22 protein-coding genes are annotated in these 23,589 nt (G+C 64.5%); 10 read left to right on the top strand and 12 right to left on the bottom strand.

Features of this window, described 5'->3' with window-relative positions:
• Positions 1-180: 180 nt before the first annotated feature.
• The 3 genes from ACQ4N9_RS11190 to radA all read right to left on the bottom strand — a co-directional run bounded on the left by ACQ4N9_RS11190 (position 181) and on the right by radA (position 3,187).
• Positions 181-1,176 carry a FecR family protein gene (locus ACQ4N9_RS11190; RefSeq protein ID WP_390970211.1) on the bottom strand — a complete coding sequence of 332 codons (996 nt, stop codon included), beginning with the start codon at positions 1,174-1,176 and terminating at the stop codon, positions 181-183.
• Positions 1,177-1,244: 68 nt separating this feature from the next.
• A complete protein-coding gene (locus ACQ4N9_RS11185; RefSeq protein ID WP_390970213.1) occupies positions 1,245-1,748 on the bottom strand; it encodes an RNA polymerase sigma factor in 504 nt (167 codons plus the stop codon).
• 71 nt (positions 1,749-1,819) lie between these two features.
• Entirely contained in the window at positions 1,820-3,187 is a 1,368-nt protein-coding gene (radA, locus tag ACQ4N9_RS11180) for a DNA repair protein RadA (RefSeq protein WP_390970215.1), read from the bottom strand.
• 178 nt (positions 3,188-3,365) lie between these two features.
• Between radA and mscL the strand changes: the two genes are divergently transcribed.
• Positions 3,366-3,785 carry a large-conductance mechanosensitive channel protein MscL gene (mscL, locus tag ACQ4N9_RS11175; protein WP_347149387.1) on the top strand — a complete coding sequence of 140 codons (420 nt, stop codon included), beginning with the start codon at positions 3,366-3,368 and terminating at the stop codon, positions 3,783-3,785.
• Positions 3,786-4,012: 227 nt separating this feature from the next.
• On the opposite strand, the gene ACQ4N9_RS11170 is transcribed toward mscL, so the two are convergent.
• On the bottom strand, positions 4,013-4,789 hold the full coding sequence (locus ACQ4N9_RS11170) for a ferredoxin--NADP reductase (protein ID WP_125465598.1): 777 nt from the start codon (positions 4,787-4,789) through the stop codon (positions 4,013-4,015).
• Between the two features lie 212 nt (positions 4,790-5,001).
• On the opposite strand from ACQ4N9_RS11170, the gene ACQ4N9_RS11165 reads away from it, so the two are divergent.
• Both ACQ4N9_RS11165 and ACQ4N9_RS11160 read left to right on the top strand, forming a co-directional pair.
• Positions 5,002-5,703 carry an autoinducer binding domain-containing protein gene (locus ACQ4N9_RS11165; RefSeq protein ID WP_390970218.1) on the top strand — a complete coding sequence of 234 codons (702 nt, stop codon included), beginning with the start codon at positions 5,002-5,004 and terminating at the stop codon, positions 5,701-5,703.
• An 87-nt stretch (positions 5,704-5,790) separates the two neighbouring features.
• Positions 5,791-6,915 carry a methyltransferase gene (locus tag ACQ4N9_RS11160; RefSeq protein WP_390970220.1) on the top strand — a complete coding sequence of 375 codons (1,125 nt, stop codon included), beginning with the start codon at positions 5,791-5,793 and terminating at the stop codon, positions 6,913-6,915.
• Positions 6,916-6,971: 56 nt separating this feature from the next.
• Here ACQ4N9_RS11160 and ACQ4N9_RS11155 read toward each other — a convergent pair whose 3' ends face one another.
• Genes ACQ4N9_RS11155 through ACQ4N9_RS11145 form a run of 3 tightly spaced genes read right to left on the bottom strand, consistent with a single transcriptional unit; the run spans position 6,972 to position 9,570 of the window.
• Complete coding sequence (locus ACQ4N9_RS11155) at positions 6,972-7,115, bottom strand: DUF2474 domain-containing protein (protein ID WP_390970222.1); 144 nt, start codon at positions 7,113-7,115, stop codon at positions 6,972-6,974.
• 9 nt (positions 7,116-7,124) lie between these two features.
• Positions 7,125-8,132 carry a cytochrome d ubiquinol oxidase subunit II gene (gene cydB, locus ACQ4N9_RS11150; RefSeq protein ID WP_125465602.1) on the bottom strand — a complete coding sequence of 336 codons (1,008 nt, stop codon included), beginning with the start codon at positions 8,130-8,132 and terminating at the stop codon, positions 7,125-7,127.
• Position 8,133: 1 nt separating this feature from the next.
• Positions 8,134-9,570, bottom strand: a complete 1,437-nt coding sequence (locus tag ACQ4N9_RS11145) for a cytochrome ubiquinol oxidase subunit I (RefSeq protein WP_390970225.1) — start codon at positions 9,568-9,570, stop codon at positions 8,134-8,136.
• Positions 9,571-9,915: 345 nt separating this feature from the next.
• Between ACQ4N9_RS11145 and ACQ4N9_RS11140 the strand changes: the two genes are divergently transcribed.
• The 5 genes from ACQ4N9_RS11140 (at position 9,916) to ACQ4N9_RS11120 (ending at position 15,296) form a co-directional block, all read left to right on the top strand.
• On the top strand, positions 9,916-11,136 hold the full coding sequence (locus ACQ4N9_RS11140; RefSeq protein ID WP_125860452.1) for an MFS transporter: 1,221 nt from the start codon (positions 9,916-9,918) through the stop codon (positions 11,134-11,136).
• Positions 11,137-11,414: 278 nt separating this feature from the next.
• Positions 11,415-12,710 carry an NCS2 family permease gene (locus ACQ4N9_RS11135; protein WP_390970227.1) on the top strand — a complete coding sequence of 432 codons (1,296 nt, stop codon included), beginning with the start codon at positions 11,415-11,417 and terminating at the stop codon, positions 12,708-12,710.
• Positions 12,707-13,792 carry a tRNA (uridine(54)-C5)-methyltransferase TrmA gene (gene trmA / locus ACQ4N9_RS11130; RefSeq protein ID WP_390970229.1) on the top strand — a complete coding sequence of 362 codons (1,086 nt, stop codon included), beginning with the start codon at positions 12,707-12,709 and terminating at the stop codon, positions 13,790-13,792. Before ACQ4N9_RS11135 ends, trmA begins: the two co-directional genes overlap by 4 nt.
• A gap of 58 nt (positions 13,793-13,850) precedes the next feature.
• Positions 13,851-14,756, top strand: coding sequence for a LysR family transcriptional regulator (locus ACQ4N9_RS11125; protein WP_390970231.1), 906 nt, complete (start codon positions 13,851-13,853; stop codon positions 14,754-14,756).
• Between the two features lie 102 nt (positions 14,757-14,858).
• On the top strand, positions 14,859-15,296 hold the full coding sequence (locus tag ACQ4N9_RS11120) for a cupin domain-containing protein (RefSeq protein WP_390970233.1): 438 nt from the start codon (positions 14,859-14,861) through the stop codon (positions 15,294-15,296).
• Positions 15,297-15,350: 54 nt separating this feature from the next.
• Here the strand turns inward: ACQ4N9_RS11120 and pcaG are convergent, their stop codons facing one another.
• Complete coding sequence (pcaG, locus tag ACQ4N9_RS11115) at positions 15,351-15,956, bottom strand: protocatechuate 3,4-dioxygenase subunit alpha (protein ID WP_390970235.1); 606 nt, start codon at positions 15,954-15,956, stop codon at positions 15,351-15,353.
• 11 nt (positions 15,957-15,967) lie between these two features.
• Positions 15,968-16,687, bottom strand: coding sequence for a protocatechuate 3,4-dioxygenase subunit beta (gene pcaH / locus ACQ4N9_RS11110; protein WP_110994676.1), 720 nt, complete (start codon positions 16,685-16,687; stop codon positions 15,968-15,970).
• Positions 16,688-16,889: 202 nt separating this feature from the next.
• Here pcaH and ypfJ point away from each other — a divergent pair, with 202 nt between their 5' ends.
• Both ypfJ and ACQ4N9_RS11100 read left to right on the top strand, forming a co-directional pair.
• On the top strand, positions 16,890-17,780 hold the full coding sequence (gene ypfJ, locus ACQ4N9_RS11105) for a KPN_02809 family neutral zinc metallopeptidase (RefSeq protein WP_390970238.1): 891 nt from the start codon (positions 16,890-16,892) through the stop codon (positions 17,778-17,780).
• A gap of 235 nt (positions 17,781-18,015) precedes the next feature.
• On the top strand, positions 18,016-19,935 hold the full coding sequence (locus ACQ4N9_RS11100; protein WP_390970240.1) for a methyl-accepting chemotaxis protein: 1,920 nt from the start codon (positions 18,016-18,018) through the stop codon (positions 19,933-19,935).
• A 115-nt stretch (positions 19,936-20,050) separates the two neighbouring features.
• Here the strand turns inward: ACQ4N9_RS11100 and ggt are convergent, their stop codons facing one another.
• The 3 genes from ggt to ACQ4N9_RS11085 form a co-directional block, all read right to left on the bottom strand.
• Positions 20,051-21,718: a gamma-glutamyltransferase gene (ggt, locus tag ACQ4N9_RS11095; protein ID WP_390970242.1), complete on the bottom strand. Its 1,668-nt coding sequence runs from the start codon at positions 21,716-21,718 to the stop codon at positions 20,051-20,053.
• A 109-nt stretch (positions 21,719-21,827) separates the two neighbouring features.
• Positions 21,828-22,733: a LysR family transcriptional regulator gene (locus ACQ4N9_RS11090; protein ID WP_390970244.1), complete on the bottom strand. Its 906-nt coding sequence runs from the start codon at positions 22,731-22,733 to the stop codon at positions 21,828-21,830.
• 145 nt (positions 22,734-22,878) lie between these two features.
• Positions 22,879-23,469, bottom strand: a complete 591-nt coding sequence (locus tag ACQ4N9_RS11085) for an NAD(P)H-dependent oxidoreductase (protein ID WP_390970246.1) — start codon at positions 23,467-23,469, stop codon at positions 22,879-22,881.
• Positions 23,470-23,589: the final 120 nt, after the last annotated feature.

Raw genomic sequence — 23,589 nt, 5'->3', positions numbered from 1 at the left:
AATGGCCAGGCTGCTGGCCAGGGCGATGCGGCTCAGGGGCCGGCGGGGTTGTGCGGGGTGCGTGCTCACTGCGCGTCTCGTCTTCTGTTGGCGATTTCTAGTAATGAAAATCAATCTCAACAATCAGACGTGCGACGTAGGAAAACTCAGTAACGCGAAACCAAAGTTTTTTTCAGTGGTTCAGTAGATCAGCGTCAAACCAGGCAATTGCAGGCGTTCGGCCTTGAGTTCAGCGCTGAGCACATCGGCGGCCACGGCCAGGTTGTCGAGGCGGAACACCCCACTGACCTGGCGTTGCGCCAAGGCCGCGTCGACCACCAGCAGGCGCCCGTCACGGTAGCGGTTCAGCCGTTCGACCACCTCGGCCAGCGGCTGGCGCTCGAACACCAGCACCCCGCGCTGCCAGTCGGTGGCCCGCTGCACGTCGCGCCCAGGCCACAGGCGCACGCCCTCGGCCTGGTCGTAGCGCAGCGCCTGGCCCTCCTGCAACAGCTGGCTGGTCACGCCCTGGACCGGCGCGGCTTGCAGCTTTACCTCGACACTGTGTTCGAGCATGCCGACCCAACCGCCCTCGCCCGCCATGCCGACCACGAACCGCGTGCCCAGGGCCCGCGTACTGGCGCCGGCATAATCGACCACGAACGGCCGTGGCTCGGCGGCCGTGACTGGTGCTGCACTGAACACTGCATCGCCGGCCAGCAGGCGCACCCGCCGCTGCTGGCCATCGAAGGCCAGCTGCAAGGCGCTGCGGCTGTCGAGATCGACCAGGCTGCCATCGGGCAAGGTCACCCGACGCACTTCGCCAGCAGCGGTGACGTAGTCCGCGCGCCAGTCCAGCAGCAGGCCGGGCCCCTGCTCCACGCCCAGCACCGCCAGCAGCACCAGCGCGCTGCAGGCCACGGCCCGCCGAATACGCGAAACCCTGCGCCGGGCAGGCGTGCGCGTACTGCGTGGCAGCGGCGCGCGATGCGGCGCGCCAGCGGGAGCAAGGCCCGCCAGTTGCCCCAGGTCGCCCCAGGTCGCCTGCGCGAAGGCATAGGCCCGGGCGTGGCGCGGGTCACTCGCACACCACTGCTCCAGCGCCTGCTGCTGCACACTGCTCAGGGGGCCGGCGCCTTGCAGCACCACCCACTCGGCGGCCTGCTCGCGGATGGCTTGCTCGTTCTGGCTGCTCACACGGTTCTCTCGCGATCTGGTTATGTCTGGGCTGACGTCTGAAGCGGCGTTTGTCAGTAAACCGTTGGTCATTCCGCTTCCTGCAGGCACTGCATCACATAGGCCAGGGCCTTGGCCAGATGCTTCTGCACGGAGCTGTCGGAAATACCCAGGTGACGCGCGACTTCGGCGTGGGTCATGCCCTCCAGGCGATTGAGGCGAAATACCTGCCGGGTACGTTCGGGCAAGGTCTCGAGGATCGCCTGCAAGCGGCGCAGGTGCTGGGTGCGAGCAGCCTGCTCGTCGAGCCCCGGGCCGTCCTCGATGATGCTTTCCAGCGCCTCGTGGGGGACCAGATCGGTCTTGCGCCGCTGCTGCTGGCGCACATGATCGACCATCAGGTTATGGGCCGTGCGGTACAGGTAGGCCTGAGCATTGTCGATGCGGTCGACGTGCTGCTGCTCGGCCAGGCGCAGGAAACTGTCCTGCACCAGGTCGGCGGCCAGCTGCGGGTCGCGCACCTTGCGCGAAAGCATGGCCTGCAGGTTTTTCGCGTGCTTGAGGAACAGCCGCTTGAGGTCGAACTCCGCCACACGCACTCCATACGATGGTCGCAAGGTGGCCGCATGCTACTAGCTATTGAGAATCACTTGCAAGAAGCCGACTATTCGAACAATGCATCCAGGGCCTGCTCCAGACGGGTCACGGCAATCACCTGCAAGCCCGGCGGCGCCTCTTTCGGCGCATTGCCCTTGGGCACGATGGCACGCTTGAAGCCATGCTTGGCGGCCTCCTTGAGGCGCTCCTGGCCGCTGGGCACCGGGCGCACCTCGCCAGACAGGCCGATCTCGCCGAACACCAGCAGGTCGTGGGCCAAGGGCCGGTTGCGCAGGCTCGACATCACCGCCGCCAGCAGCGCCAGGTCAGAGGCGGTCTCCAGCACCTTGACCCCGCCGACCACGTTGAGGAACACATCCTGATCGTGGGTGGGGATGCTGCCGTGCCGGTGCAGCACCGCCAGCAGCATGGCCAGGCGGTTCTGGTCCAGGCCCAGGGTCACCCGCCGCGGGTTGGCCAGGTGGCTGTCATCGACCAGTGCCTGCACCTCCACCAGCATCGGCCGGGTGCCTTCCCAGGTGGCCATCACCACGCTGCCGGGCACCTCTTCCTGGGTACGGTTGAGGAAGATCGCCGAAGGGTTGGAGACTTCCTTGAGGCCGCGATCGGTCATGCCGAATACGCCCAGTTCATTGACCGCGCCGAAGCGGTTCTTCACCGCCCGCAGCAGGCGCAGGCGCCCGTCTGACTCACCCTCGAAATACAGCACGGTGTCGACCATGTGCTCCAGCACGCGCGGGCCGGCCAGCGAACCTTCCTTGGTGACGTGGCCGACCAGGAAGATCGCCGTGCCGCTCTGCTTGGCATAGCGCACCAGCAGCGCCGCGCTTTCGCGCACCTGGGCCACGCCACCCGGGGCCGATTGCAGCTGCTCGGTGAAAATGGTCTGGATCGAGTCGATCACCATCACCCGCGGCTTCTCCTGGCGGGCAGTGGCGATGATCGCCTCGATGCAGGTTTCGGTCATGACCTTGAGCTGGTCCTGGGGCAGCCCCAGGCGCCGCGAGCGCATGGCCACCTGCTGCTGCGACTCTTCGCCGGTGACGTACAGCGCCGGCATCTGCGTGGCGATGTTGCACAGGGTCTGCAGCAGGATGGTGGATTTGCCGATGCCCGGGTCGCCGCCAATCAACACCACCGAACCATCGACCAGGCCACCCCCGAGCACCCGGTCAAGCTCGGTGCTGCTGGTGGTGAAGCGCGGGATCTCTTCGACGCTGACCTCGGCGAGGGTCTTGAGCTGCGCCTGCTGCCCGGCCCAGCCGGCCCGACCGCTGGGGGCCGCCGCGCCGCCGCTTTCGATCATGGTCTCGACCAGGGTGTTCCAGGCGCCGCACTCGCCGCACTGGCCGGCCCATTTGGGGAAAGTCGCGCCACATTCGGTACAGCCATACAAACGCTTGGCCTTGGCCATGGGCGCAGTCTCCTGGAAAAAACCGCCATGATAGCCGAAGCCGGACGTGTCCCGAACGCGCCGAAAGGCGACAAAACTATTCGTTCTAACCGCAGTCAGTAGCCCTGAATGCCACGCATGAAGCGTTTAAGTGGCTTACACTGCGTCTACCTCACCATTTGTTACAAGGAAATCGCACATGGGCATGCTCAGTGAGTTCAAGGCCTTCGCCGTCAAAGGAAATGTCGTGGACATGGCCGTCGGTATCATCATCGGCGCCGCCTTCGGCAAGATCGTTTCGTCGTTCGTCGGCGACGTGATCATGCCCCCCATCGGCCTGCTGATCGGTGGTGTGGACTTCAGTGACCTGGCCATTACCCTGAAGGCCGCCGAGGGCGACGTACCGGCCGTGGTGCTGGCCTACGGCAAGTTCATCCAGACCATCCTCGACTTCATCATCGTCGCCTTCGCCATCTTCATGGGCGTGAAAGCGATCAACCGCCTCAAGCGCGAAGAAGCCGTGGCACCGAGCGCACCACCGGTACCGAGCGCCGAAGAAACCCTGCTGACCGAGATCCGCGACCTGCTAAAGGCGCAGAATCAGAATCGCCAGCCCTGAGGCTGTGCATGAAAACGGCGCCCTCGGGCTAATGCCAGTCAGTTAAGCCAATTGGGGTCGCTGCGCGCCCCTTCGCGGGTAAACCCGCTCCCACAAGTACAGCGCTCGACTCAGACTTTGCGCGATCCTGTGGGAGCGGGTTTACCCGCGAAGGGCTGCAAAGCAGCCCCAACTAAGTGCGATGAAGCGCTAACTGACAGGCAATAGCCCTCGGGCGCCGTTTTCGTTTACCAGTAGTTCTCTACCGCAACCTGCCCTGGCCGCTTGCTCAGGCTCAATTGCAAGTCGCGTGCCTTGAGCACCTTGCGCGTCTCATCGATCATGTCCGGGTTGCCGCACAGCATGATCCGCGAATGCTCCGGCGACAGTTCCAGCCCCGCAGCGCGCTCCAGCTCGCCGTTCTCGATCAGCGTGGTGATCCGCGCATTCAACGCCCCCGGATGCGGCTCTCGGGTCACCACCGGAATGAACTGCAACTTGCCGGCGAACTCCGCCAGGTAGTCGCGTTGCTCAAGCCCGGCGATCTCCTGCACATACGCCAGCTCCTTGGCCTCGCGCACCGAGTACACCAGCTTGATGTTGTCGAAGCGCTCCCAGGCCTCGAAGTCCTGCAGGATCGACATGAACGGCGCGATACCGGTGCCGGTAGCCAGCAGCCACAGGTCGCGACCACCGGTAAAGCGGTCGAGGGTCAGGTAGCCGAATGCCTGGCGGTCGATCAGCAAGGTATCGCCCGCGCCCAACCGGCTGAGTTCGCTGGTGAACTCACCGCCGGGCACCACGATGGAAAAGAAGTCGAGGAATTCGTCGTGGGGGGCGCTGACCATCGAGTAGGCGCGCCATACCACGCTGCCATCGGCCTTGGTCACGCCCAGGCGGGCGAACTGCCCGGAGCGGAAGCGAAAGCCTGGGTCACGGCTGACCCGCAGGCTGAACAGGTTCGGCGTCAGGGGCTGAACATCGAGCAGGGTCTGGCGGGTGAACTTGTCGGCGCTGGCGGTCATGACGGGCTCCAAAAATCAGATGCGCCAAGTGTCTCGCAAAGCGCCGGGGATAAACACCACCGGATTGTAGGGCATCGCTTTTGGCTGACAAAAAGCTGCGCAAGAAATGCGACAGCTATAGCAAAAAAACCCAGCGCATCACGAGGACTTTTCCTACACTTGGCCCGTGCAGTCCGGTAATTGGATCCATCGGATTTCAGGGAGCTCCACCAATGTCACAGTGGCACAGCGAACAGCTTCAGCAGATGCTGGGGGAGCACGACCCCGACAGATTGTTCCTCCAGGCAGTCGAACTGGTGCAGGCACTCGGTATGCAATTCGTCAGCCTGGCGACCCACATGCATGTCGCGGGTAAAGCCCCCAAGGTGAGTTTCCGCAGCAACTACCCGGACGAGTGGCACCAGGCCTATCAGCACGAGTTCATGAGCAGCGACCCGGCTTGCTGCGAATGCCGCAAGACGACCCTGCCGCTGTTGTGGAACGACGACCTGTTCAAAGAGATGCCGCAGCTGCGCGAATCGGCCTGTGCCCACGGCCTGCGCCATGGCTGGACGCAATCGTTGTTCGATCAACTGCACAACGAGAGCCAGCTGAGTGTCGCCCGGCCAGACGGCCCGATTCGCCCCATCGAACTCTATGAAAACGGCGCACAGATCATGTGGTTGTGCCAGGTGCTGCATGCCGCAGTGAGCGAACAGCATATGGCCAGCGAGGAGCACTATCCGCCGCTGAGCAAGCGTGAACTGGAAGTGATGAAGTGGTCCTCGGAAGGCAAGATCGCCGAGGATGTCGCCAAGATACTCTCGCTATCCACCAGCACCGTGAACTTCCACATCCGCAGCGTGATCGCCAAGACCAACACCAACAACAAGGTGGCAGCCATCGTCAACGTCTTCCGCCAAGGCCTGCTGTAACCCCCTCGAAGCGCAAAGCCCTGTAGAATCGCGTACCTCAAGCCCGTCGCGCACCGCGACGGCCAGATTCGCGCCGAGCCGTACCTCATGCCCCTGTTCAACAGCCCCTTCGCCGACCTCGACCTGATTCGCCAGCCGGAACAGGCCAACGACCCGCTGCTGGCGTTCGACGCCGCCGACCAGTACCTGCTGGAGCACCTGGCGGCCCAAGCACCGGCCGCAGGCTGCCGGGTGCTGGTGCTCAACGACAGCTTCGGCGCCCTGGCCGCCAGCCTGGCCGGCACGTTGGACGTCACCAGCAGCGGCGATTCGCACCTGGCGCGCATGGCGCTGGAGAAAAACCTGGCAGGCAATGGCAAGCCGTTCGATGCCGTGCCTTTCGTAGCCGCCAACCAGCACTGGCAAGGGCCGTTCGATCGCGTGCTGGTGCGCGTACCGAAAACCCTGGCCCTGCTCGAAGAACAGCTGATCCGCCTGCAGGGCCACCTGGCCCCCGGCGCTCAGGTGATCGCTGGCGCCATGATCAAGCACCTGCCACGTGCGGCCGGCGACCTGATGGAAAAATACATCGGCCCGGTCCAGGCCTCGCTGGCCCAAAAGAAAGCGCGCCTGCTCACCGCCACGGTCGCGGAGCGCCCGATCGCCCAGTCCCCCTACCCTAGCCGCTACCGCCTCGACGCACCGGCACTGGAACTGGTCAACCACGCCAACGTGTTCTGCCGCGAAGGCCTGGACATCGGCACCCGTGCCTTCCTGCCGCACCTGCCACGCGACCTGGGCCGCGCCCGGGTGGCAGACCTGGGCTGCGGCAATGGCGTACTGGCCATCGCCAGCGCCCTGGCGAACCCTGACGCGCATTACACCCTGGTGGACGAGTCGTACATGGCGGTGCAATCGGCCCGTGACAACTGGCAGGCCGCGCTGGGCGATCGTGAAGTAGCCATTGAGGCGGCGGATGGCCTGGCGGGGCTTGCCAAGCAGTCGCTGGACGTGGTGCTGTGCAACCCGCCGTTCCACCAGCAGCAGGTGGTCGGCGATTTCCTCGCCTGGCGCATGTTCCAGCAGGCACGGGAGGCGCTGGAGGTGGGGGGAGCGTTGTACATCGTCGGCAACCGGCACCTGGGCTACCACAGCAAGCTGGCGCGGTTGTTCAGAGGGGTGGAGCAAGTGGCGGCGACGCCGAAGTTCGTAGTGCTCAAGGCCCGCAAGTAATCCAAACCCGGTAACAAGGTGGGAGCGGCGCACCGCCGCCCCCACGCTCTGCAGGCTCAGTGCGTGCTCAACCCCGCCGCACTCATGAACATTCGCATCCCGTAGGCGAATACCCCAAGCGCCGCGACACTCAGCGCCCAGATCAGCACCAGCCAGCCCAGGCGTTGCCACAACGGTTTCTTCTGTTCGATATCCATCATGACGCGCTCCTAGTGATAGCCGTCTTCATGGGTCACCTTGCCGCGGAACACGTAGTAGCTCCAGTAGGTGTACCCGAGGATGAACGGCAGGATGAACAGCGTGCCCACCAGCATGAAGCCCTGGCTCTGCGGCGGTGCGGCGGCATCCCAGATGCTGATCGACGGCGGAATGATGTTGGGCCACAGGCTGATCCCCAACCCGCTGTAGCCAAGGAAGATCAGCACCAGGGTGAGCAGGAACGGCGTGTAGTGCGCGTTACGTGCCACCGCGCGCAGCAGCCCGTAGAAGGTCACCATCACCAGTAACGGCACCGGCATGAACCACACCAGGTTAGGCATGCTGAACCAGCGGTCGGCGATCTGCGGGTAGGCAATCGGTGTCCACAGGCTGACGATGCCGATCACCGCCAGCAGTACCAGCGCCAGGGGCCGCGCCATGTCGTGCATCTTCTGCTGCAGCGGCCCTTCGGTTTTCATGATCAGCCAGGTACAGCCCAGCAGGGTGTAGGCGACGATCAGGCCAAGGCCGGAGAACAGGGTGAACGGCGTCAGCCAGTCCAGGTAGCCGCCGACGAACTTGCGGTCGACCACCTTGAAGCCTTCGATGAAGGCGCCCAGGGCCACGCCCTGGAAGAAGGTGGCCACCAGCGAGCCCCAGATGAACGCCTTGTCCCAGATATGCCGCTTGTTGGCCCGCGCCTTGAAGCGGAACTCGAAGGCCACGCCGCGGAAGATCAGCCCCACCAGCATCAGGATCAGCGGCAGGTACAGCGCCTCCAGCACCACCGAATAGGCCAGCGGGAAGGCGCCGAACAGCGCGGCGCCACCCAGCACCAACCAGGTTTCGTTGCCGTCCCATACCGGGGCGACGGTGTTCATCATCACATCACGGTCACGCTCGTCCTGGACGAACGGGAAGAGCATGCCGATCCCAAGGTCGAAACCGTCCATCACCACGTACATCATCACGCCGAAGATGATGATCACGGCCCAGATCAGCGGAAGATCGATACCCATCTCAGTTCCCCTCGCTCAGGCGGGTGGAGGTGGCCTCATGGCCATCATCGGCGGCGGACAGTGGCCGCGCCGGCGTACGTTGCTGGCCAGGGCCACCCGGGGTGTGCTCCTCGCCTTCGCCGGTTTTCGGCCCTTTGCGCACCAGCCGCATCATGTAGCCGATGCCGGTGCCGAACAGGGCGAAGTACACCACCACGAACATCACCAGGGTGAAACCGAGCTGGGCATAACTATGGTTGGACACACCATCGGCGGTCCGCATCAGCCCGTAGACCACCCATGGCTGGCGTCCGATCTCGGTGGTGAACCAGCCCGCGAGGATGGCGATCAGCCCCGATGGGCCCATCCACAGGGTCAGGTAGAGGAACGGCCGCGAGCTGTACAGGGTGCCGCGCTTGCGCAGCCACACGCTCCAAAGGCCAACGAAGATCATCAGCATGCCCAGGCCGACCATGACCCGGAACGACCAGAACACGATGGTCGAGTTGGGGCGGTCTTCGGGCGGGAACTCCTTCATTGCCGGCACTTGCTTGTCCAGGCTGTGGGTCAGAATCAGGCTGCCCAGGGCCGGGATCTCGATCTTGTAGCGGGTGGTTTCGGCTTGCATGTCCGGAATGCCGAACAGGATCAGCGGCGTCGGTTCACCGGGTTTGTTTTCCCAGTGGCCCTCGATGGCCGCGATCTTCGCCGGCTGGTGCTTGAGGGTGTTGAGGCCGTGGAAGTCACCGATCACCGCCTGGATCGGCGCGACCACCAGCGCCATCCACATGGCCATCGACAGCATCTTGCGCACCGCCGGGTTATCCCGGCCACGCAACAGGTGCCAGGCCGCCGAGGCGCCGACGAAGAACGCCGTGGCGACGAAGGCGGCGGTGGCCATGTGCATCAGGCGGTAAGGGAAGGACGGGTTGAAGATCACCGCGAACCAGTCCACCGGGATCACCTGACCATTGACGATCTCATAGCCCTGGGGGGTCTGCATCCAGCTGTTGGACGCCAGGATCCAGAAGGTCGAGACCAAGGTGCCGAGCGCCACCATGCAGGTGGCGAAGAAGTGCAGGCCTCGGCCGACACGGTTCCAGCCGAACAGCATGACGCCAAGGAAACCGGCCTCGAGGAAGAAGGCCGTCAGGACCTCGTAGGTCAGCAAGGGGCCGGTGATGGAGCCTGCGAAGTCGGAGAACTGGCTCCAGTTGGTGCCGAACTGGTAGGCCATGACCAGGCCGGAGACCACGCCCATGCCAAAGTTGACGGCGAAGATCTTCGACCAGAAGTGGTAGAGGTCACGGTAGGTGTTGTTGCCGGTCTTGAGCCAAAGGCCTTCGAGAACCGCCAGGTAGCTCGCCAGGCCAATGGTGATGGCCGGGAACAGAATGTGAAAGGACACGGTAAAGGCAAACTGGATTCGGGCGAGCTCTAGGGCTTCTAATCCGAACATGGTGCTTCCTCTTCAGATAATCCGGCGTCCAGGCTTGTGGCCCTTGTCGCCCACTGCCCCCACAGTGATCGAGTGCGGCTCGTTGGAATTGTTCTGTTCGATCGCAGGGATTCCGGCCCGAGGGCCAAGTTCGTTGCATCTGGAACGATTGATCCAGGTCAACGAATGTCTGGAAGCATAGTCCCGAATCAAGTCACAAGATGTGTGGTTGATTGCCGCGTGACCCGTTGTCCCACCCCCTTTTCCGGACGCTGAAAAACTGTCCACCTCGACATTCAGCAACTAAATGTTACAAACAGATGCTACTCTGCAGACCCCTCTATTGCCGAGGTTACAGGCCTGCCGATGTCCGACTCCGCCCCGCAATTGCTGCGTCATCACCGCCCTTTCATGGCCTTCTGGCTGGCCCGCGTCTTCACTGCCAGCGGCTTCCAGATGCTTACCGTGGCCATCGGCTGGCACCTCTACCAGTTAACCGGCAATGTGCTCGACCTGGGCCTGGTCGGGCTGGTGGAATTTGCCCCGCGCGTGCTGTTCATGCTGCACACCGGGCACGTTGCCGACCGCTATGACCGGCGCAAGGTCGCCGCGCTTTGCCAGACCTTGCAGGCGCTGATCGCCCTGGCATTGGCCCTTGGCAGTGTCACTGACAACGTCAGCCGCGAGCTGATCTTCGTGCTGGCCTTCCTGCTGGGCGCCACCCGCTCGTTCGAGATGCCGGCCACCCAGGCGCTACTGCCCAACGTGGTGCCACCGGGGCTGTTCCCGCGGGCGGTGGCGGCGTCGGCCTCGGCGACCCAGACCGCGACCATCGTCGCCCCGGCGGTGGGCGGTTTCCTGTATGCCTTCGGCAGCATCTGGGTGTATGCCCCGACCGTGGCCCTGTACGTGATCGCCTGCCTGCTGATGCTCAGCCTCGACGCCCGCCAGCAACCACTCCAGCAAGGCCGCGCCAGCCTGGATTCGCTGCTGGCCGGGATCCGCTTCATCCGCAGCCGCCCGGACATCCTCGGCGCCATCTCGCTGGACCTGTTCGCCGTACTGCTGGGCGGCGCCACCGCGCTGCTGCCGGTGTTCGCCAAGGACATCCTGCTCACCGGCGCCTGGGGCCTGGGCCTGCTGCGTTCGGCCCCGGCGGTGGGTGCGCTGCTGATGTCGCTGTGGCTGGCGCGCTTCCCGGTGGAACGCAAGGTGGGCCTGGTCATGTTCACCGCGGTGGGGGTGTTCGGCGTGGCGACCATCGCTTTCGGCTTGAGCACCTCGTTCTGGTTCTCCCTGGCGGTGCTGGTGGTGCTGGGCGCGGCGGACATGATCAGCATGGTCATCCGTGGCGCCTTCGTGCAGCTGGAGACCCCGGATGAAATGCGCGGCCGGGTGAGTGCGGTGAACGGGCTGTTCATCGGCGCCTCGAACCAGCTCGGCGAGTTCGAATCGGGGCTCACCGCGCACTGGTTTGGCACAGTGCCGGCGGTGGTGCTCGGTGGTGTCGGCACCCTGGTGGTGACCGGGGTGTGGATGAAACTGTTCCCGACCCTGACCCACCGCGACCGCTTGCACAACGGCTGACCGGTTGCCTGTGCCGGCCTCTTCGCGGGTAAACCCGCTCCCACAGGGATCGCGCCGCCTCTTGGCCCTGTGCAATACCTGTGGGAGCGGGTTTACCCGCGAAAAGGCCGGCACAGGCTACAGAATGCCCTCTCCCCAATGGCCATAGGCCCCCGCCCCCCATGCTGGTATGATGCGCGGCTTTTTTGCGCCCCACGCAAAACCGCGGCATCCGGTACGGTCTGTGCTTTGCTGTTGGGGACGATACATTCACGGCGCGAGGCGCCCTGGGAGCAGGCATGCTGGAAAGGCTGTTTCAACTAAAGGCACACAACACCAACGTGCGCACCGAGATTCTCGCGGGCGTCACCACCTTCCTGGCCATGGCCTACATCCTGTTCGTCAACCCGAGCATCCTCGGCGAGACCGGCATGGACAAGGGCGCGATCTTCGTCGCCACCTGCCTGGCCGCGGCCATCGGCTCGGTGACCATGGGCATCATCGCCAACTACCCGATCGCCCTGGCGCCGGGCATGGGCCTGAACGCCTTCTTCACCTACACCGTGGTCCTGCACATGGGCCACACCTGGCAGGTGGCGCTGGGTGCGGTGTTCCTGTCCGCCGTGCTGTTCTTCCTGCTGTCGATCTTCCGCATCCGCGAATGGATCGTGAACAGCATCCCGCTGCCGCTGCGCTCGGCCATTGCCGCCGGTATCGGTCTGTTCCTGGCGCTGATCGCCCTGCATAACGCCGGCATCGTCGTCGATAACCAGGCCACCCTGGTGGGCCTGGGCGACCTCAAGCAGCCAGCGCCGATCCTCGCCACCCTGGGCTTCTTCCTGATCGTCGCCCTCGAGGCCATGAAAGTCCGTGGCGCAGTGCTGATCGGTATCCTCGCGGTGACCATCGCTTCGATCGTACTGGGCGTTACCCCGTTCGCCGGCGTGGTCTCGATGCCGCCGTCGCTGGCGCCGACCTTCCTGCAGCTGGACATCAAGGGCGCCCTGGACGTCGGCCTGATCAGCGTGATCTTCGCCTTCCTGTTCGTCGACCTGTTCGACAACTCCGGCACCCTGATCGGCGTGGCCAAGCGCGCCGGCCTGATGGGCAAGGACGGCCACATGCCGAAGATGGGCCGCGCCCTGATCGCCGACAGCACCGCCGCCATGGCCGGCTCGCTGCTGGGCACCTCGACCACTACCAGCTACATCGAATCCGCCGCCGGCGTCAGTGCCGGTGGCCGCACCGGCCTGACCGCCATCGTGGTCGCCGCCTTGTTCCTGCTGGCGCTGTTCTTCGCCCCGTTGGCCGGCAGCGTGCCGGCCTTCGCCACCGCCCCGGCGCTGCTGTTCGTCGCCGTGCTGATGGCCTCGGGCCTGGCCGAGATCAACTGGGATGACGTTACCGAAGCTGCCCCGGTGGTGGTCACCGCCCTGGCCATGCCGCTGACCTACTCGATCGCCAACGGCATCGCCTTCGGCTTCATCGCCTGGACCGCCATCAAGCTGCTGTCCGGCCGTCACCGCGACCTGAACCCGGCGCTGGTGATCCTGTCCATTCTGTTCGTCATCAAGCTGGGCTGGTTCAACGCATGAGTGCCGTTTTCGACCCTACGCAATACGACGCGCAGCTGGCGACCAAGGTCGCCCGCCTGCGCGAGCTGCTGGCGCCGTTTGGTGCGCCCGAGCCTGCGGTGTTCGACTCGCCGCGCGAGCACTACCGCCTGCGCGCCGAGTTCCGCCTGTGGCGCGAGGACGGCCAGCGCCATTACGCGATGTTCGCCCCGGGCGAGAAGCACAAGGCGATCCTGATCGACGACTTCCCCATCGCCAGCCAGCGCATCAACCAACTGATGCCACGCCTGAAGGCCGCCTGGCAGGGCAATGAGGCGCTGAACAACCGCCTGTTCCAGGTGGAGTTCCTCACCACCCTGGCCGGCGATGCCATGGTCACCCTGTGCTACCACCGCCCGCTGGACGACGCCTGGGAAGCCGCTGCGCAGCAGTTGGCCGCCGAGCTGAATGTCAGCGTCATCGGCCGCTCCAAGGGCAAGCGCCTGGTGACCGGCCGTGACTACGCGGTAGAGAAACTGGACATCGCCGGCCGCACCTTCAGCTATCGCCAACCCGAAGGCGCGTTCACCCAGCCCAACGGCGCGGTGAACCAGAAGATGCTCGGCTGGGCCTTCGAAGCCATGGGCGAGCGCGACGACGACCTGCTGGAGCTGTACTGCGGCAACGGCAACTTCACCCTGCCGCTGGCTACCCGTGCCCGCCAGGTGCTGGCCACCGAGATCAGCAAGACCTCGGTCAACGCCGCGCTGCACAACCTCGACGAGAATGGCGTGGACAACGTGCGCCTGGTGCGCCTGTCGGCCGAAGAGCTGACCCAGGCGCTGAACGAGGTCCGCCCGTTCCGCCGGCTGGAAGGCATCGACCTGAAAAGCTACGACTTCGGCACCGTGTTCGTCGACCCGCCGCGCGCCGGCATGGACCCGGACACCTGCGAGCTGACCCGGCGCTTCGAGCGCATCCTGTACATTTCCTGCAACCCGGAAACCCTGGCGCAGAACATCGCCCAGCTGCACGATACCCACCGTATCGAACGCTGCGCGCTGTTCGACCAGTTCCCCTATACCCACCACATGGAAAGCGGGGTGCTGCTGGTTCGGCGCTGACCCTCGACATGGCGGGGCCGCAAGGGCCCCGTCGTGTGCTGCAAGGAGTGATGTGCCATTGGATCAGTTGAGTGCCATGCAGGCCTTCCGCCGGGTCGTCGACCTCGGCAGTTTCAGCGCCGCCGCCCAGCAGGCAGGCGTTTCCCACACCGTACTGTCGCGCCAGGTGAAGAACCTCGAGCGCCACCTCGGCACCCAGCTGCTCAATCGCACCACCCGTCGCTTGCAACTGACTGAGGCCGGTGCGCTGTTCCACCGCCACTGCGTGCGGATTCTCGAGCAGATGCAGGCCATGAACCTGGAGCTGTCCGAACACCAGTTGCAGCCCACCGGCACCCTGCGCCTGGGCGTGGCGACCGCCTTCGGTGAACTGGAACTGGGGCACTGGCTGCCGGACTTCATCGAGCGCCACCTGCGCTTGCAGGTCGAGCTGCACTGCAGCGACCGCTTTATCGATCTGCTGGAAGAAGACATCGATGTCTGCCTGAGGGTCACCGACCAGCTGCCCGACTCCAGCCTGGTAGCACGCGCGCTGGCGGTCAGCGCCCGTGTGCTGGTAGCCGCGCCCAGCTACCTGGAGCGTCACGGCACGCCGACCACGCCTGACGCCCTGCTGGCCCATCCGCTGCTCGGCTACAGCCGCTTGCCACATCCACAGCGCCTGCAACTCACCGGCCCCACAGGCGAGCACCGTGAGCTGCTGATGCCCCGGCGCCTGGGCGCCAACTCGCCGATGGCCCTGCGTGCCGCGGCGATCGGCGGGCTGGGCATCGCCAGCTTCGATCGCTTCATTGTCCACGATGCCTTGCTCGACGGGCGCCTGGTACCGCTGCTGGCGGACTGGTCCCAGCCTTCACGCACGCTGTACGCCGTGTATCCGCAGAGCCGCCACGTCGCCCCAAAGGTACGGGCGCTGCTCGAGTATGTGCAGGCCTACTATGCCAGGCCACGGTGGGAACCTTGAGCTGTGCATATTTGACACAAGACTTGGCTGTTTTTTGCCGTATTTGTGCGCAATTTGAAAAGTTAACCTTCGCCCACTGTCATCTGGCGAAGGAGCCTCCCCATGAAAGTACTGCACACGATATTCGTCGGCCTGACGCTGGCCGCACTCAGCACCACGGCCAGCGCCGCTGGCGAGCCACCGAGTTCGGTACCTGACAGTGCCGCCTTGAACTGGCAGGACGTGCCCGGCACCCAGGGCGCCGTGAGCTATGCCAACGTCGAGGGCGACCTGTTCGGCAAAGGGCCGTATTCAGCCTACGTGAAATTTCGCAAAGGCACGGACAATGGCCTGCACACCCACAGCCAGACACTGCCGACCGTGGTCCTGAGCGGTACTTTCTATGCGGTGATCGATGGCAAAAGGGTCGAGTATCCGGCGGGCGCCTATTACAAGCTGCCGGCCAACCTCGTGCATGAAAGCGGCTGCACCGCTGCCGCAGATTGCCTGTTGTTCCAGTACCAGGCCGATGCGTTCGACCTGAAGCCGGTCAAGGGCTGAGACCTGTCGCAAGGCCGGCTCCTGCGGGAGCCGGCCTGCGCTGATCTTGAGGCCTCAGAAGTCGAAGAACACTGTCTCCCCTTCCCCCTGGATACGGATATCGAAGCGATACGCCGTCTTCCCCTCCACTTCGCAGCGCTTGGCAATCAGCGTCTCGCGCCGCTGCGGCTGCTCGATCAGGTTAAGCACCGGGCACTTCGCGTTCGCCTCGCCCTCGTCATCGAAGTACAGCCGGGTATGCAGGTGGATGTTGATCCCCCGGGCAAACAGGCTGATGTTGATGTGCGGCGCCATCGGCACGCCCGCGGCGTTGTTCACCACACCCGGCTTGACCGTTTGCAGGGTCCATTCACCGGCATCGAAGGTGGTGGCGGTGCGACCGAAGCTGTTGAAGACGTTCTCCTGGTTGTAGTCGTCCTGGTACAGGCCGTTGGCGTCGGCCTGCCAGATTTCCAGGAACGAATCGCGCACCAGGTGGCCATTGCCGTCGTACACCTGGCCGATCAGCAGGATGTGCTCACCCGGGGCATCGGCCTTGGCCAGGCGGTTCCAGATTTCCTGGTCACGGGTCGGGTTGCCGGCCGCTTCCAGGGCCAGGCCGATGTGCACGTAGGGGCCGGCGGTCTGCGAGGGGGTTTCCGGCAGCAGTTCGATAGGCATGACGGCGCTCCTCAGCGGTTTTCGAAGTGGGTCTGGCGCTGGCCGCGCAGGACGATGTCAAAGCGATAGGCCAGGCAATCCATGGGGTTGGCGTGGCTCATGTCGAGCCTGGCGATCAGCCGTTCGACCGCATCCGGGTTGGCGATCGACTTGACGATCGGGCACATCGGGATCAGCGGGTCACCCTCGAAATACAACTGGGTGATCAGCTTGGTGGCGATCGACGGGCCACTGACGGAGAAGTGGATATGCGCCGGGCGCCAGTCGTTGGGGCCGTTGCGCCATGGGTACGGGCCGGGCTTGATGGTGCGGAAGCTGTAGTAGCCGTCGCGGTCGGTCAGGCAACGGCCGACGCCGCCGAAGTTCGGGTCCAGCGGCGCCAGGTAGCGGTCGTTCTTGTGCCGATAACGGCCACCCGCGTTGGCCTGCCACATTTCCACCAGGGTGTTGGGCACCGGTTTGCCGTACTGGTCGACCACGCGGCCGGCGACGATGATCCGCTCGCCGATCGGCAGGCCACCGTTGTTGAAGTTCAGCAGCAGGTCGTGGTCATGCTCGCCGAAGCGCAGGTGGGAAAAGTCCGGGCCGGTGCTTTCGCTGATCGACTGCGGGATGCTCACCAACGCCTGGCGCGGCGAGCGGGCAATCGAAGTCTTGTAGTCGGGGGTGAAGGCCTTGGGGTGCCAGTTGCGATCACGGATCACGAAACGGCTGGTGTCCTGGGCAGGCATGCCGGTTACCTCTATTGGAATTATGAAGTCGCCTGGGCGTGGCAGGCGGACTTGCAGTTTCCGGCAGGTAGGACGGGATGAATATTGAATTCAGCGGTCACAGGCATAACCATTTGGTTATGCACCTGCGCTTAGCTCAACGGCCAGCGCGGCACTGAACTAATCTTTTGACTTCATGTTTCAAAAAATCGGAGAGCAGCACATGGAATGGCGAAAAGGCCGACGCAGCGACAACGTGGTCGATGCCCGCGGCGAAGGTGGCGGTGGCGGCGGCATGCGTTTCGGCGGCGGCAAGGGCCTGGGGCTCGGCGCCATCCTGCTGATTGTCGGCATCGGCTGGCTCACCGGGCAGGACCCGCTGCAGATCCTCGGCCAGCTGGCCGGGCAGATGGACCAGCAGCAACAGTCCGCCCCGGCCAATGTCGGCAGCAAGGCACCACCCGCCAACGACGAGCAGGCGGCGTTCGTCGCCTCGATCCTCGGCGACACCGAAGACACCTGGAAAGCCTTGTTCGCCCAGGCTGGCAAACAGTACCGCGACCCGAAACTGGTGCTGTTCAGCGGCCAGGTCAACTCGGCCTGTGGTTTCGCCTCGGCGGCGGTCGGGCCGTTCTACTGCCCGGCCGACCAGCGCGTGTACCTGGACATGAGCTTCTTCCGCGAAATGGAAACCCGCTTCGCCGCCGCCGGCGACTTCGCCCAGGCCTATGTGATCGCCCACGAAATCGGCCATCACGTGCAGACCTTGCTCGGGGTCTCGGCCAAGGTCGACGCCGCTCGTCGCAGCGGCCAGCGCCTGGAAGGCGACAATGGCTTGCTGGTACGCCAGGAGCTGCAGGCCGACTGCCTGGCCGGCGTCTGGGCCTACCAGGCGCAAAAGCGCCTGAACTGGCTGGAGCCGGGGGACGTGGAGGAAGCCCTGAACGCCGCCAATGCCATCGGCGACGACCGCTTGCAGCAACAGGGCCAGGGGCGTGTGGTACCCGACTCGTTCACCCACGGCACCTCGCAACAGCGGGTGCGGTGGTTCAAGGCCGGGTTCGGCAGTGGTGATGTGAACCAGTGCGATACCTTCTCCAGCCGTAGCCTTTAACTATCGCGGGGCAAGCCCGCTCCCACGCTCGAGTGTGCGTGGGAGCGGGCTTGCCCCGCGATGTTTTTTTGAAATAACGCAATCGTTTTCAGCCATTTACAAATCTGCTGAAAAAGCGTTTCAGCTTCTCTGCTCTTTGCCGATATGTCCTACACAAATCCAAGGGCACCCTCATAAAAACAACGCCCAGCGATATGAGATCAAGTGAGCGAAATCATTTTCTGGGAGAGCGTGCATGAACAGCTGGTTCGCCAACATCAGCGTCAACCTCAAACTCGGCCTGGGCTTCGGCCTGGTGCTGGTACTGACCGGCCTGCTGGCCCTGACCGGCTGGAACAGCCTGGGCAGCCTGATTGACCGCAGCAACTGGATGGGCGACATCGGCCAGCTCAACAAGGACCTGACCGACCTGCGCATCGCCCGCCTGCAATACATGATCGCCAACGGCGACGACGCTGCGGCGGCCAACACCCAGGCCAAGCTGGACGCGTTCAGCAAGCAGCAGGAATACCTGGTCAGCACCTTCAAGAGCCCCGAGAACGTCAAGCTGCTGCGTGAGCTCGGCCAGACCATCAGCGAGTACAAGGTCTCGCTGAACAAGATGCGCGCAGGCTACAAGACCTCGCTGGCCGCCCGTGAAGTGATGACTGCCTCGGCCGTCAAGGCCGACGAAGCCATGGACACCCTGAGCCAGGATGTCATGGCGCGCGCCGAGAGCGACAGCGTGCGCCTGGCCCAGTACCAGCTGATCAGCAAGGCGCGCCAGCAACTGCTGCAGGTGCGCATCGACGTGCGTGGCTACATCGCCGACAACAGCGCCGCCAACGAGCAGGCCGCCCTGCGCCAGCTGGATGCCGCGCTGGCCGAAGCCGACAACCTCAAGGGCCAGTTGCCCAACGAAGCCACGCGCCTTCGCCAGTTCGAGCAATCGGTGCAGAGCTACCGTGACGCCGTACGCCAGTTCCGCGACGCCGTGGCCAGCATCGCCACCGCCCGCGCCGAAATGACCGTGCAGGGCGCCGACATCGTCAAGCGCAGCGACGCGCTGTACCAGATCCAGCTTGAGCGCCGCGACATCGAAAGCGCCCAGGCCCGCAGCATGCAGATCTCCGCCACGCTGCTGGCACTGCTGGTCGGCGTGCTGGCGGCAGTGATCATCACCCGTCAGATCACCCGCCCGCTGCGCGAAACCCTGCAGGCCGTGGAGCAGATCGCCAGCGGCGACCTCACCCAGAACCTGCGCGTGACCCGCCGCGACGAGCTCGGCGTGCTGCAACAGGGCATCGGCCGTATGGGCACCACCTTGCGTGAACTGATCACCGGTATCCGCGACGGCGTCACCCAGATCGCCAGCGCAGCCGAAGAGCTGTCGGCGGTGACCGAGCAGACCAGCGCCGGTGCCAACAGCCAGAAGGTCGAGACCGACCAGGTGGCCACCGCCATGCACGAAATGGCCGCCACCGTGCAGGAAGTGGCGCGCAATGCCGAACAAGCGGCCTTTGCCGCGACCAATGCCGACGGCGAAGCCCGCGGCGGCGACAAAGTGGTGGGTGAGGCGATCAGCCAGATCGAACGCCTGGCCCAGGAAGTCAAACGCTCCACCGACGCCATGACCCTGCTGCAGCAGGAAAGCCAGAAGATCGGCAGTGTGATGGATGTGATCAAGTCGGTGGCCGAGCAGACCAACCTGCTGGCCCTCAACGCCGCCATCGAAGCTGCCCGTGCCGGTGAGGCCGGGCGTGGCTTTGCGGTGGTCGCCGACGAAGTGCGCGGCCTGGCCCAGCGCACCCAGCAGTCGACCGAAGAGATCGAAGGCCTGATCGCCAGCCTGCAGCACGGTACCCAGCAAGTCGCCGAAGCGATGAACGGCAGCCGCAGCCTGACCGACAGCAGTGTGGAACTGGCGCGCAAGGCCGGTGGTTCGCTGGAGAACATCACCCGTACGGTGTCGAACATCCAGTCGATGAACCAGCAGATCGCCGCCGCCGCCGAGCAGCAGAGCGCCGTGGCCGAAGAGATCAGCCGCAGCATCCTGAATGTGCGTGATGTGTCGGAGCAGACCGCTGCAGCCAGTGATGAGACCGCAGCCTCCAGCGTCGAGCTGGCGCGCCTGGGTGGGCACCTGCAGACACTGGTCAGCCAGTTCCGCGTCTGACCTCAAGAGGGCCGCTTTGCGGCCCATCGCCGGCAAGCCGGCTCCCACAGAAGCACTCAATACCCTGTGGGAGCCGGCTTGCCGGCGATGGGCTGCAACGCAGCCCTGATCGCGATTACTTGACGATCATCCCAACGCCCCGCCCACGCGGGTCGGAAGCGGTCTCCAGTTTCTCCCCGGTAACCCGGATCGCCTGGATGTCGCCCATCTCCCAGCCCTGATCCTCCAGCACATAACCCATCTTCTTCAGGTCATCGGCCACTTTGCCGGTGAGCGGCGCATAGCTGTCGAAATAGATGGTGTCCTTGGGCAGCAACTGGTGATGCACCCGCTGCGCCGCCACCGATTTCTCCAGCGGCATGTTGTAGTCATACAGGTTGTTCATCACCTGGAAGATCGAGGTGAAGATCCGCGAACCGCCCGGCGTGCCCACCACCAGCACCACCTTGCCGTCACGGGTCACCAGGGTCGGGCTCATGGACGAGAGCATGCGCTTGCCCGGGGCGATGGCGTTGGCGTCACCGCCCACCACGCCGAAGGCGTTGGCCGCACCGGGCTTGGCGCTGAAGTCATCCATTTCGTCGTTGAGCAGGAAGCCTGCGCCCTTCACCACCACGCCGCTGCCGTAGTCGAGGTTGAGGGTGTAGGTGTTGCTCACCGCGTTGCCCTGCTTGTCGACGATCGAGAAGTGCGTGGTCTGGTGCGGCTCCAGGCCCGGTTTGACCTTGTCTGTCTCGGAGATCGCGTTCGGGTTGACCTGCTCTGCGCGCTTGGCCAGGTAGTCCTTGGCGACCAGCTTGTCCACCGGCACCTGGGTAAAGGCGGGGTCCCCAAGGTAGTCGGCGCGGTCGGCGAACACGCGCTTCTCGATTTCGGCCAGCAGGTGGATGTACTTGGCCGAGTTGTGCTCGACGCCCTTGAAGTCGGCCGCACGGTCTTCCTTGATGCCCAGCAGCTGGGCCAGGGCGACGCCGCCAGAGCTCGGCGGTGGCGCGGTGTAGACCACATTGCCGCGCCAGTCGATGGCCATCGGGTTGCGCCACAGCGCCTTGTAGTCCTTGAGGTCTTCCTTGGTGATCAGGCCCTTGTCGGCCTGCATCTGCGCCACCAGCAGGTCGGCGGTCTTGCCCTGGTAGAACTCGCTGACGCCCTTGTCGGCGATGCGTTCCAGGGTCTGCGCCAGCTCGGGCTGCTTGAACAGCTCACCCACCTTCATGCTGGCGAAGTAGTCATTGAAATTGGTGGCGGTCTTGAACAGGCCCTGGGCGTCGTCGCGGTACTGGTACTGCTTCTGGGCAATCTTGAAGCCGTTCTTGGCATAGCCGATGGCCGGGGTGAGCAGCTCGCTCCACTTGAGCTTGCCGAACTTCTGATGCGCCTCCCACAGGCCCATCACCGTGCCCGGCACGCCGGCTGCACGCACGCCGACCAGGCTCAGGTTCTCGATCACCTCACCCTTGTCATCCAGGTACATGGTCTTGGTGGCGGCCTTGGGGGCCACTTCGCGGTAGTCGAGGAAGTACGGTTTGCCGTCGACGAACAGGGTCATGAAGCCACCGCCGCCGATGTTGCCGGCCTCGGGGTAGGTGACGGCGAGGGTGAAGGCCGTGGCAACCGCGGCGTCCACCGCGTTGCCGCCCTTCTTGAGGATATCGGCGGCCACCTGTGCGCCATATTGATCAGGCGCGGCCACCGCGCCGCCTTCCAGGGTCACGGCAAAAGCGGAGGAACAGCTCAGGATCGCGGCCCCGAGGGCCAATGGCTGGAACATGACAAGACGCATGGGCACTTCCTTGGTGTTGTTTTTGTTGATCAGCCATTAAGGCCGAAGCGCTCCGACTAAGCAAACACCGTAGGAAATTTCCGCCGCCGACGGGCAGCAGTTGTCGCATTCAGGCAACTGCGCAGGCGTACGCCGCCAGCTTGGCCTGGATGAAATCAAGGAAGCACTGAATGCGCAGGGCCAGCTGGGTATTGCGGTAGTAGACCGCATGGATCGGCTGGCGATAGCCGTTGTTGTGCTCCGCCAGCAGCACCTGCAGGCGGCCGGCGCGGATGTCTTCGTGGGTCATGAAGTGCGACAGGCTGACGATGCCTTCCCCGGCGATGGCCAGCTGGCGCAGGGTCTCGCCGCTGGACGCGAGCAACTGCGGGCGGATCGCCCAGCGCTCGCCCTGGGCGTGGCGCAGTGGCCACTGGTTGAGCGACTCGGGGGCGCTGAAACCGAGCAGGCAATGCTCGACGAGGTCCTCGACCTTCTGCGGGGTGCCGTGCCGGGCCAGGTACGCAGGGCTGGCGAGCACCTGTACCGGGCTGCAGCCCAGCGCCCGGGCATGCAGGCTGGAGTCGGCCAGCTCACCGATGCGGATGGCCACGTCGGTGCTCTGCTCCAGCAGGTCGATGATCAGGTCGTCGGTGTTCAGTTCAAGTTCGATATCGGGATACTGCTGACGGAACTCGCTGATCCAGGGCAGGATCGCGTGCAGCATGAACGGCCCGGCAGCATTGATGCGCAGGCGCCCGGACGGGGTCTGGCGGTGCATCGACAGGCGCTCTTCCATGTCGTCCATCTGCTCGAGGATCTGCCGCGAACGTTCGAGGAAGAAGCGCCCTTCCTCGGTCAGGTCCATGCGCCGGGTGGTGCGGTTGACCAGCGTGGTGCCCAGCTTGCCCTCCAGGCGCGACAAGGTGCGACTGACCGCCGACGGGGTCTGGCCGATCTGCTCGGCAGCGGCCGAGATCGAACCGCAGTCGATGACGGCGACGAATACCTGGAGTTCTTCGGAGCGGGTTTTCACGCGAGTGGCCTGGATTGAATGTCGAACTGATTCATAGCTGCTACGTCGGCGCCGTGCAAGGGGCCGCTGTGCGGCCCATCGTCGGCAAGCCGGCTCCCACAAGCCACTGTGGGAGCCGGCTTGCCGGCGAAAGGGCTGCGCACGCTTATTGCGCCTTGCCGAACACCCGGTCCAGATGCTGCTCATACGCCGCCAGCGCCGCCGGCACATCCGGCCGCTTCATCACATCCACCGCCAGGAAGGTCGGCAGCCCGGTCATGCCGAGGAACTGGTTGGCCTTGTGGAACGGGAAGTACACCGCATCCACGCCCTTGCCTTCGAAGAAGTCAGCCGGGTCATCGAACGCCTGCTGGGGTGCGTTCCAGGTCAGCGACAGCATGTACTGCTTGCCGTGGATCAGCCCGCCGCTGCCGTACTTCTGCGAAGCGTCCGAGCGGGTGCGGCCATCGCTGGCATACAGGCTGCCGTGGCCAGCGGTGAACACCTCATCGATGTACTGCTTCACGGTCCAGGGTGCGCCCATCCACCAGCCGGGCATCTGGTAGATGACCACATCGGCCCAAAGGAATTTTTCGACTTCTTCCTGGGCGTAGTAACCGCCATCGATGAAGGTTTGCTTCAGGTCGAAGCCGGCGCGGTCCAGATGGGCCAGGGCGGCCTCGTGCAGGGTCTCGTTGAGGCGACCGTCGGAATGGGCGAATTGCTTGCCGCCGTTGAGCAGAAGAATCTTTTTCATGGTGTGCCTCGAAGGGTTTGTACCGGCGACCGGGTCAATTGGATGGCGGCAGATTAGGCAGTCGCGGGCGGCGGATAAAGCCGGGGCACGGCAAAATACATTTGCCTTCAAATCACGAAT

This window comes from Pseudomonas sp. ES1 (assembly GCF_050586605.1).
GTDB lineage: Bacteria > Pseudomonadota > Gammaproteobacteria > Pseudomonadales > Pseudomonadaceae > Aquipseudomonas > Aquipseudomonas sichuanensis.
The sequence above is the reverse complement of the archived record's forward strand: the minus strand, read 5'-3'. Positions and strand labels throughout refer to the sequence as shown.

Excerpts from the sequence above, each read along its gene's own strand:
- radA (WP_390970215.1), bottom strand. The coding sequence starts at position 3,187 with ATGGCCAAGGCCAAGCGTTTGTATGGCTGTACCGAATGTGGCGCGACT.
- mscL (WP_347149387.1), top strand. The coding sequence starts at position 3,366 with ATGGGCATGCTCAGTGAGTTCAAGGCCTTCGCCGTCAAAGGAAATGTC.
- ACQ4N9_RS11170 (WP_125465598.1), bottom strand. The coding sequence starts at position 4,789 with ATGACCGCCAGCGCCGACAAGTTCACCCGCCAGACCCTGCTCGATGTT.
- ACQ4N9_RS11165 (WP_390970218.1), top strand. The coding sequence starts at position 5,002 with ATGTCACAGTGGCACAGCGAACAGCTTCAGCAGATGCTGGGGGAGCAC.
- ACQ4N9_RS11160 (WP_390970220.1), top strand. The coding sequence starts at position 5,791 with ATGCCCCTGTTCAACAGCCCCTTCGCCGACCTCGACCTGATTCGCCAG.
- ACQ4N9_RS11155 (WP_390970222.1), bottom strand. The coding sequence starts at position 7,115 with ATGATGGATATCGAACAGAAGAAACCGTTGTGGCAACGCCTGGGCTGG.
- cydB (WP_125465602.1), bottom strand. The coding sequence starts at position 8,132 with ATGGGTATCGATCTTCCGCTGATCTGGGCCGTGATCATCATCTTCGGC.
- ACQ4N9_RS11145 (WP_390970225.1), bottom strand. The coding sequence starts at position 9,570 with ATGTTCGGATTAGAAGCCCTAGAGCTCGCCCGAATCCAGTTTGCCTTT.
- ACQ4N9_RS11140 (WP_125860452.1), top strand. The coding sequence starts at position 9,916 with ATGTCCGACTCCGCCCCGCAATTGCTGCGTCATCACCGCCCTTTCATG.
- ACQ4N9_RS11135 (WP_390970227.1), top strand. The coding sequence starts at position 11,415 with ATGCTGGAAAGGCTGTTTCAACTAAAGGCACACAACACCAACGTGCGC.
- trmA (WP_390970229.1), top strand. The coding sequence starts at position 12,707 with ATGAGTGCCGTTTTCGACCCTACGCAATACGACGCGCAGCTGGCGACC.
- ACQ4N9_RS11120 (WP_390970233.1), top strand. The coding sequence starts at position 14,859 with ATGAAAGTACTGCACACGATATTCGTCGGCCTGACGCTGGCCGCACTC.
- pcaG (WP_390970235.1), bottom strand. The coding sequence starts at position 15,956 with ATGCCTATCGAACTGCTGCCGGAAACCCCCTCGCAGACCGCCGGCCCC.
- pcaH (WP_110994676.1), bottom strand. The coding sequence starts at position 16,687 with ATGCCTGCCCAGGACACCAGCCGTTTCGTGATCCGTGATCGCAACTGG.
- ypfJ (WP_390970238.1), top strand. The coding sequence starts at position 16,890 with ATGGAATGGCGAAAAGGCCGACGCAGCGACAACGTGGTCGATGCCCGC.
- ACQ4N9_RS11100 (WP_390970240.1), top strand. The coding sequence starts at position 18,016 with ATGAACAGCTGGTTCGCCAACATCAGCGTCAACCTCAAACTCGGCCTG.
- ggt (WP_390970242.1), bottom strand. The coding sequence starts at position 21,718 with ATGCGTCTTGTCATGTTCCAGCCATTGGCCCTCGGGGCCGCGATCCTG.
- ACQ4N9_RS11085 (WP_390970246.1), bottom strand. The coding sequence starts at position 23,469 with ATGAAAAAGATTCTTCTGCTCAACGGCGGCAAGCAATTCGCCCATTCC.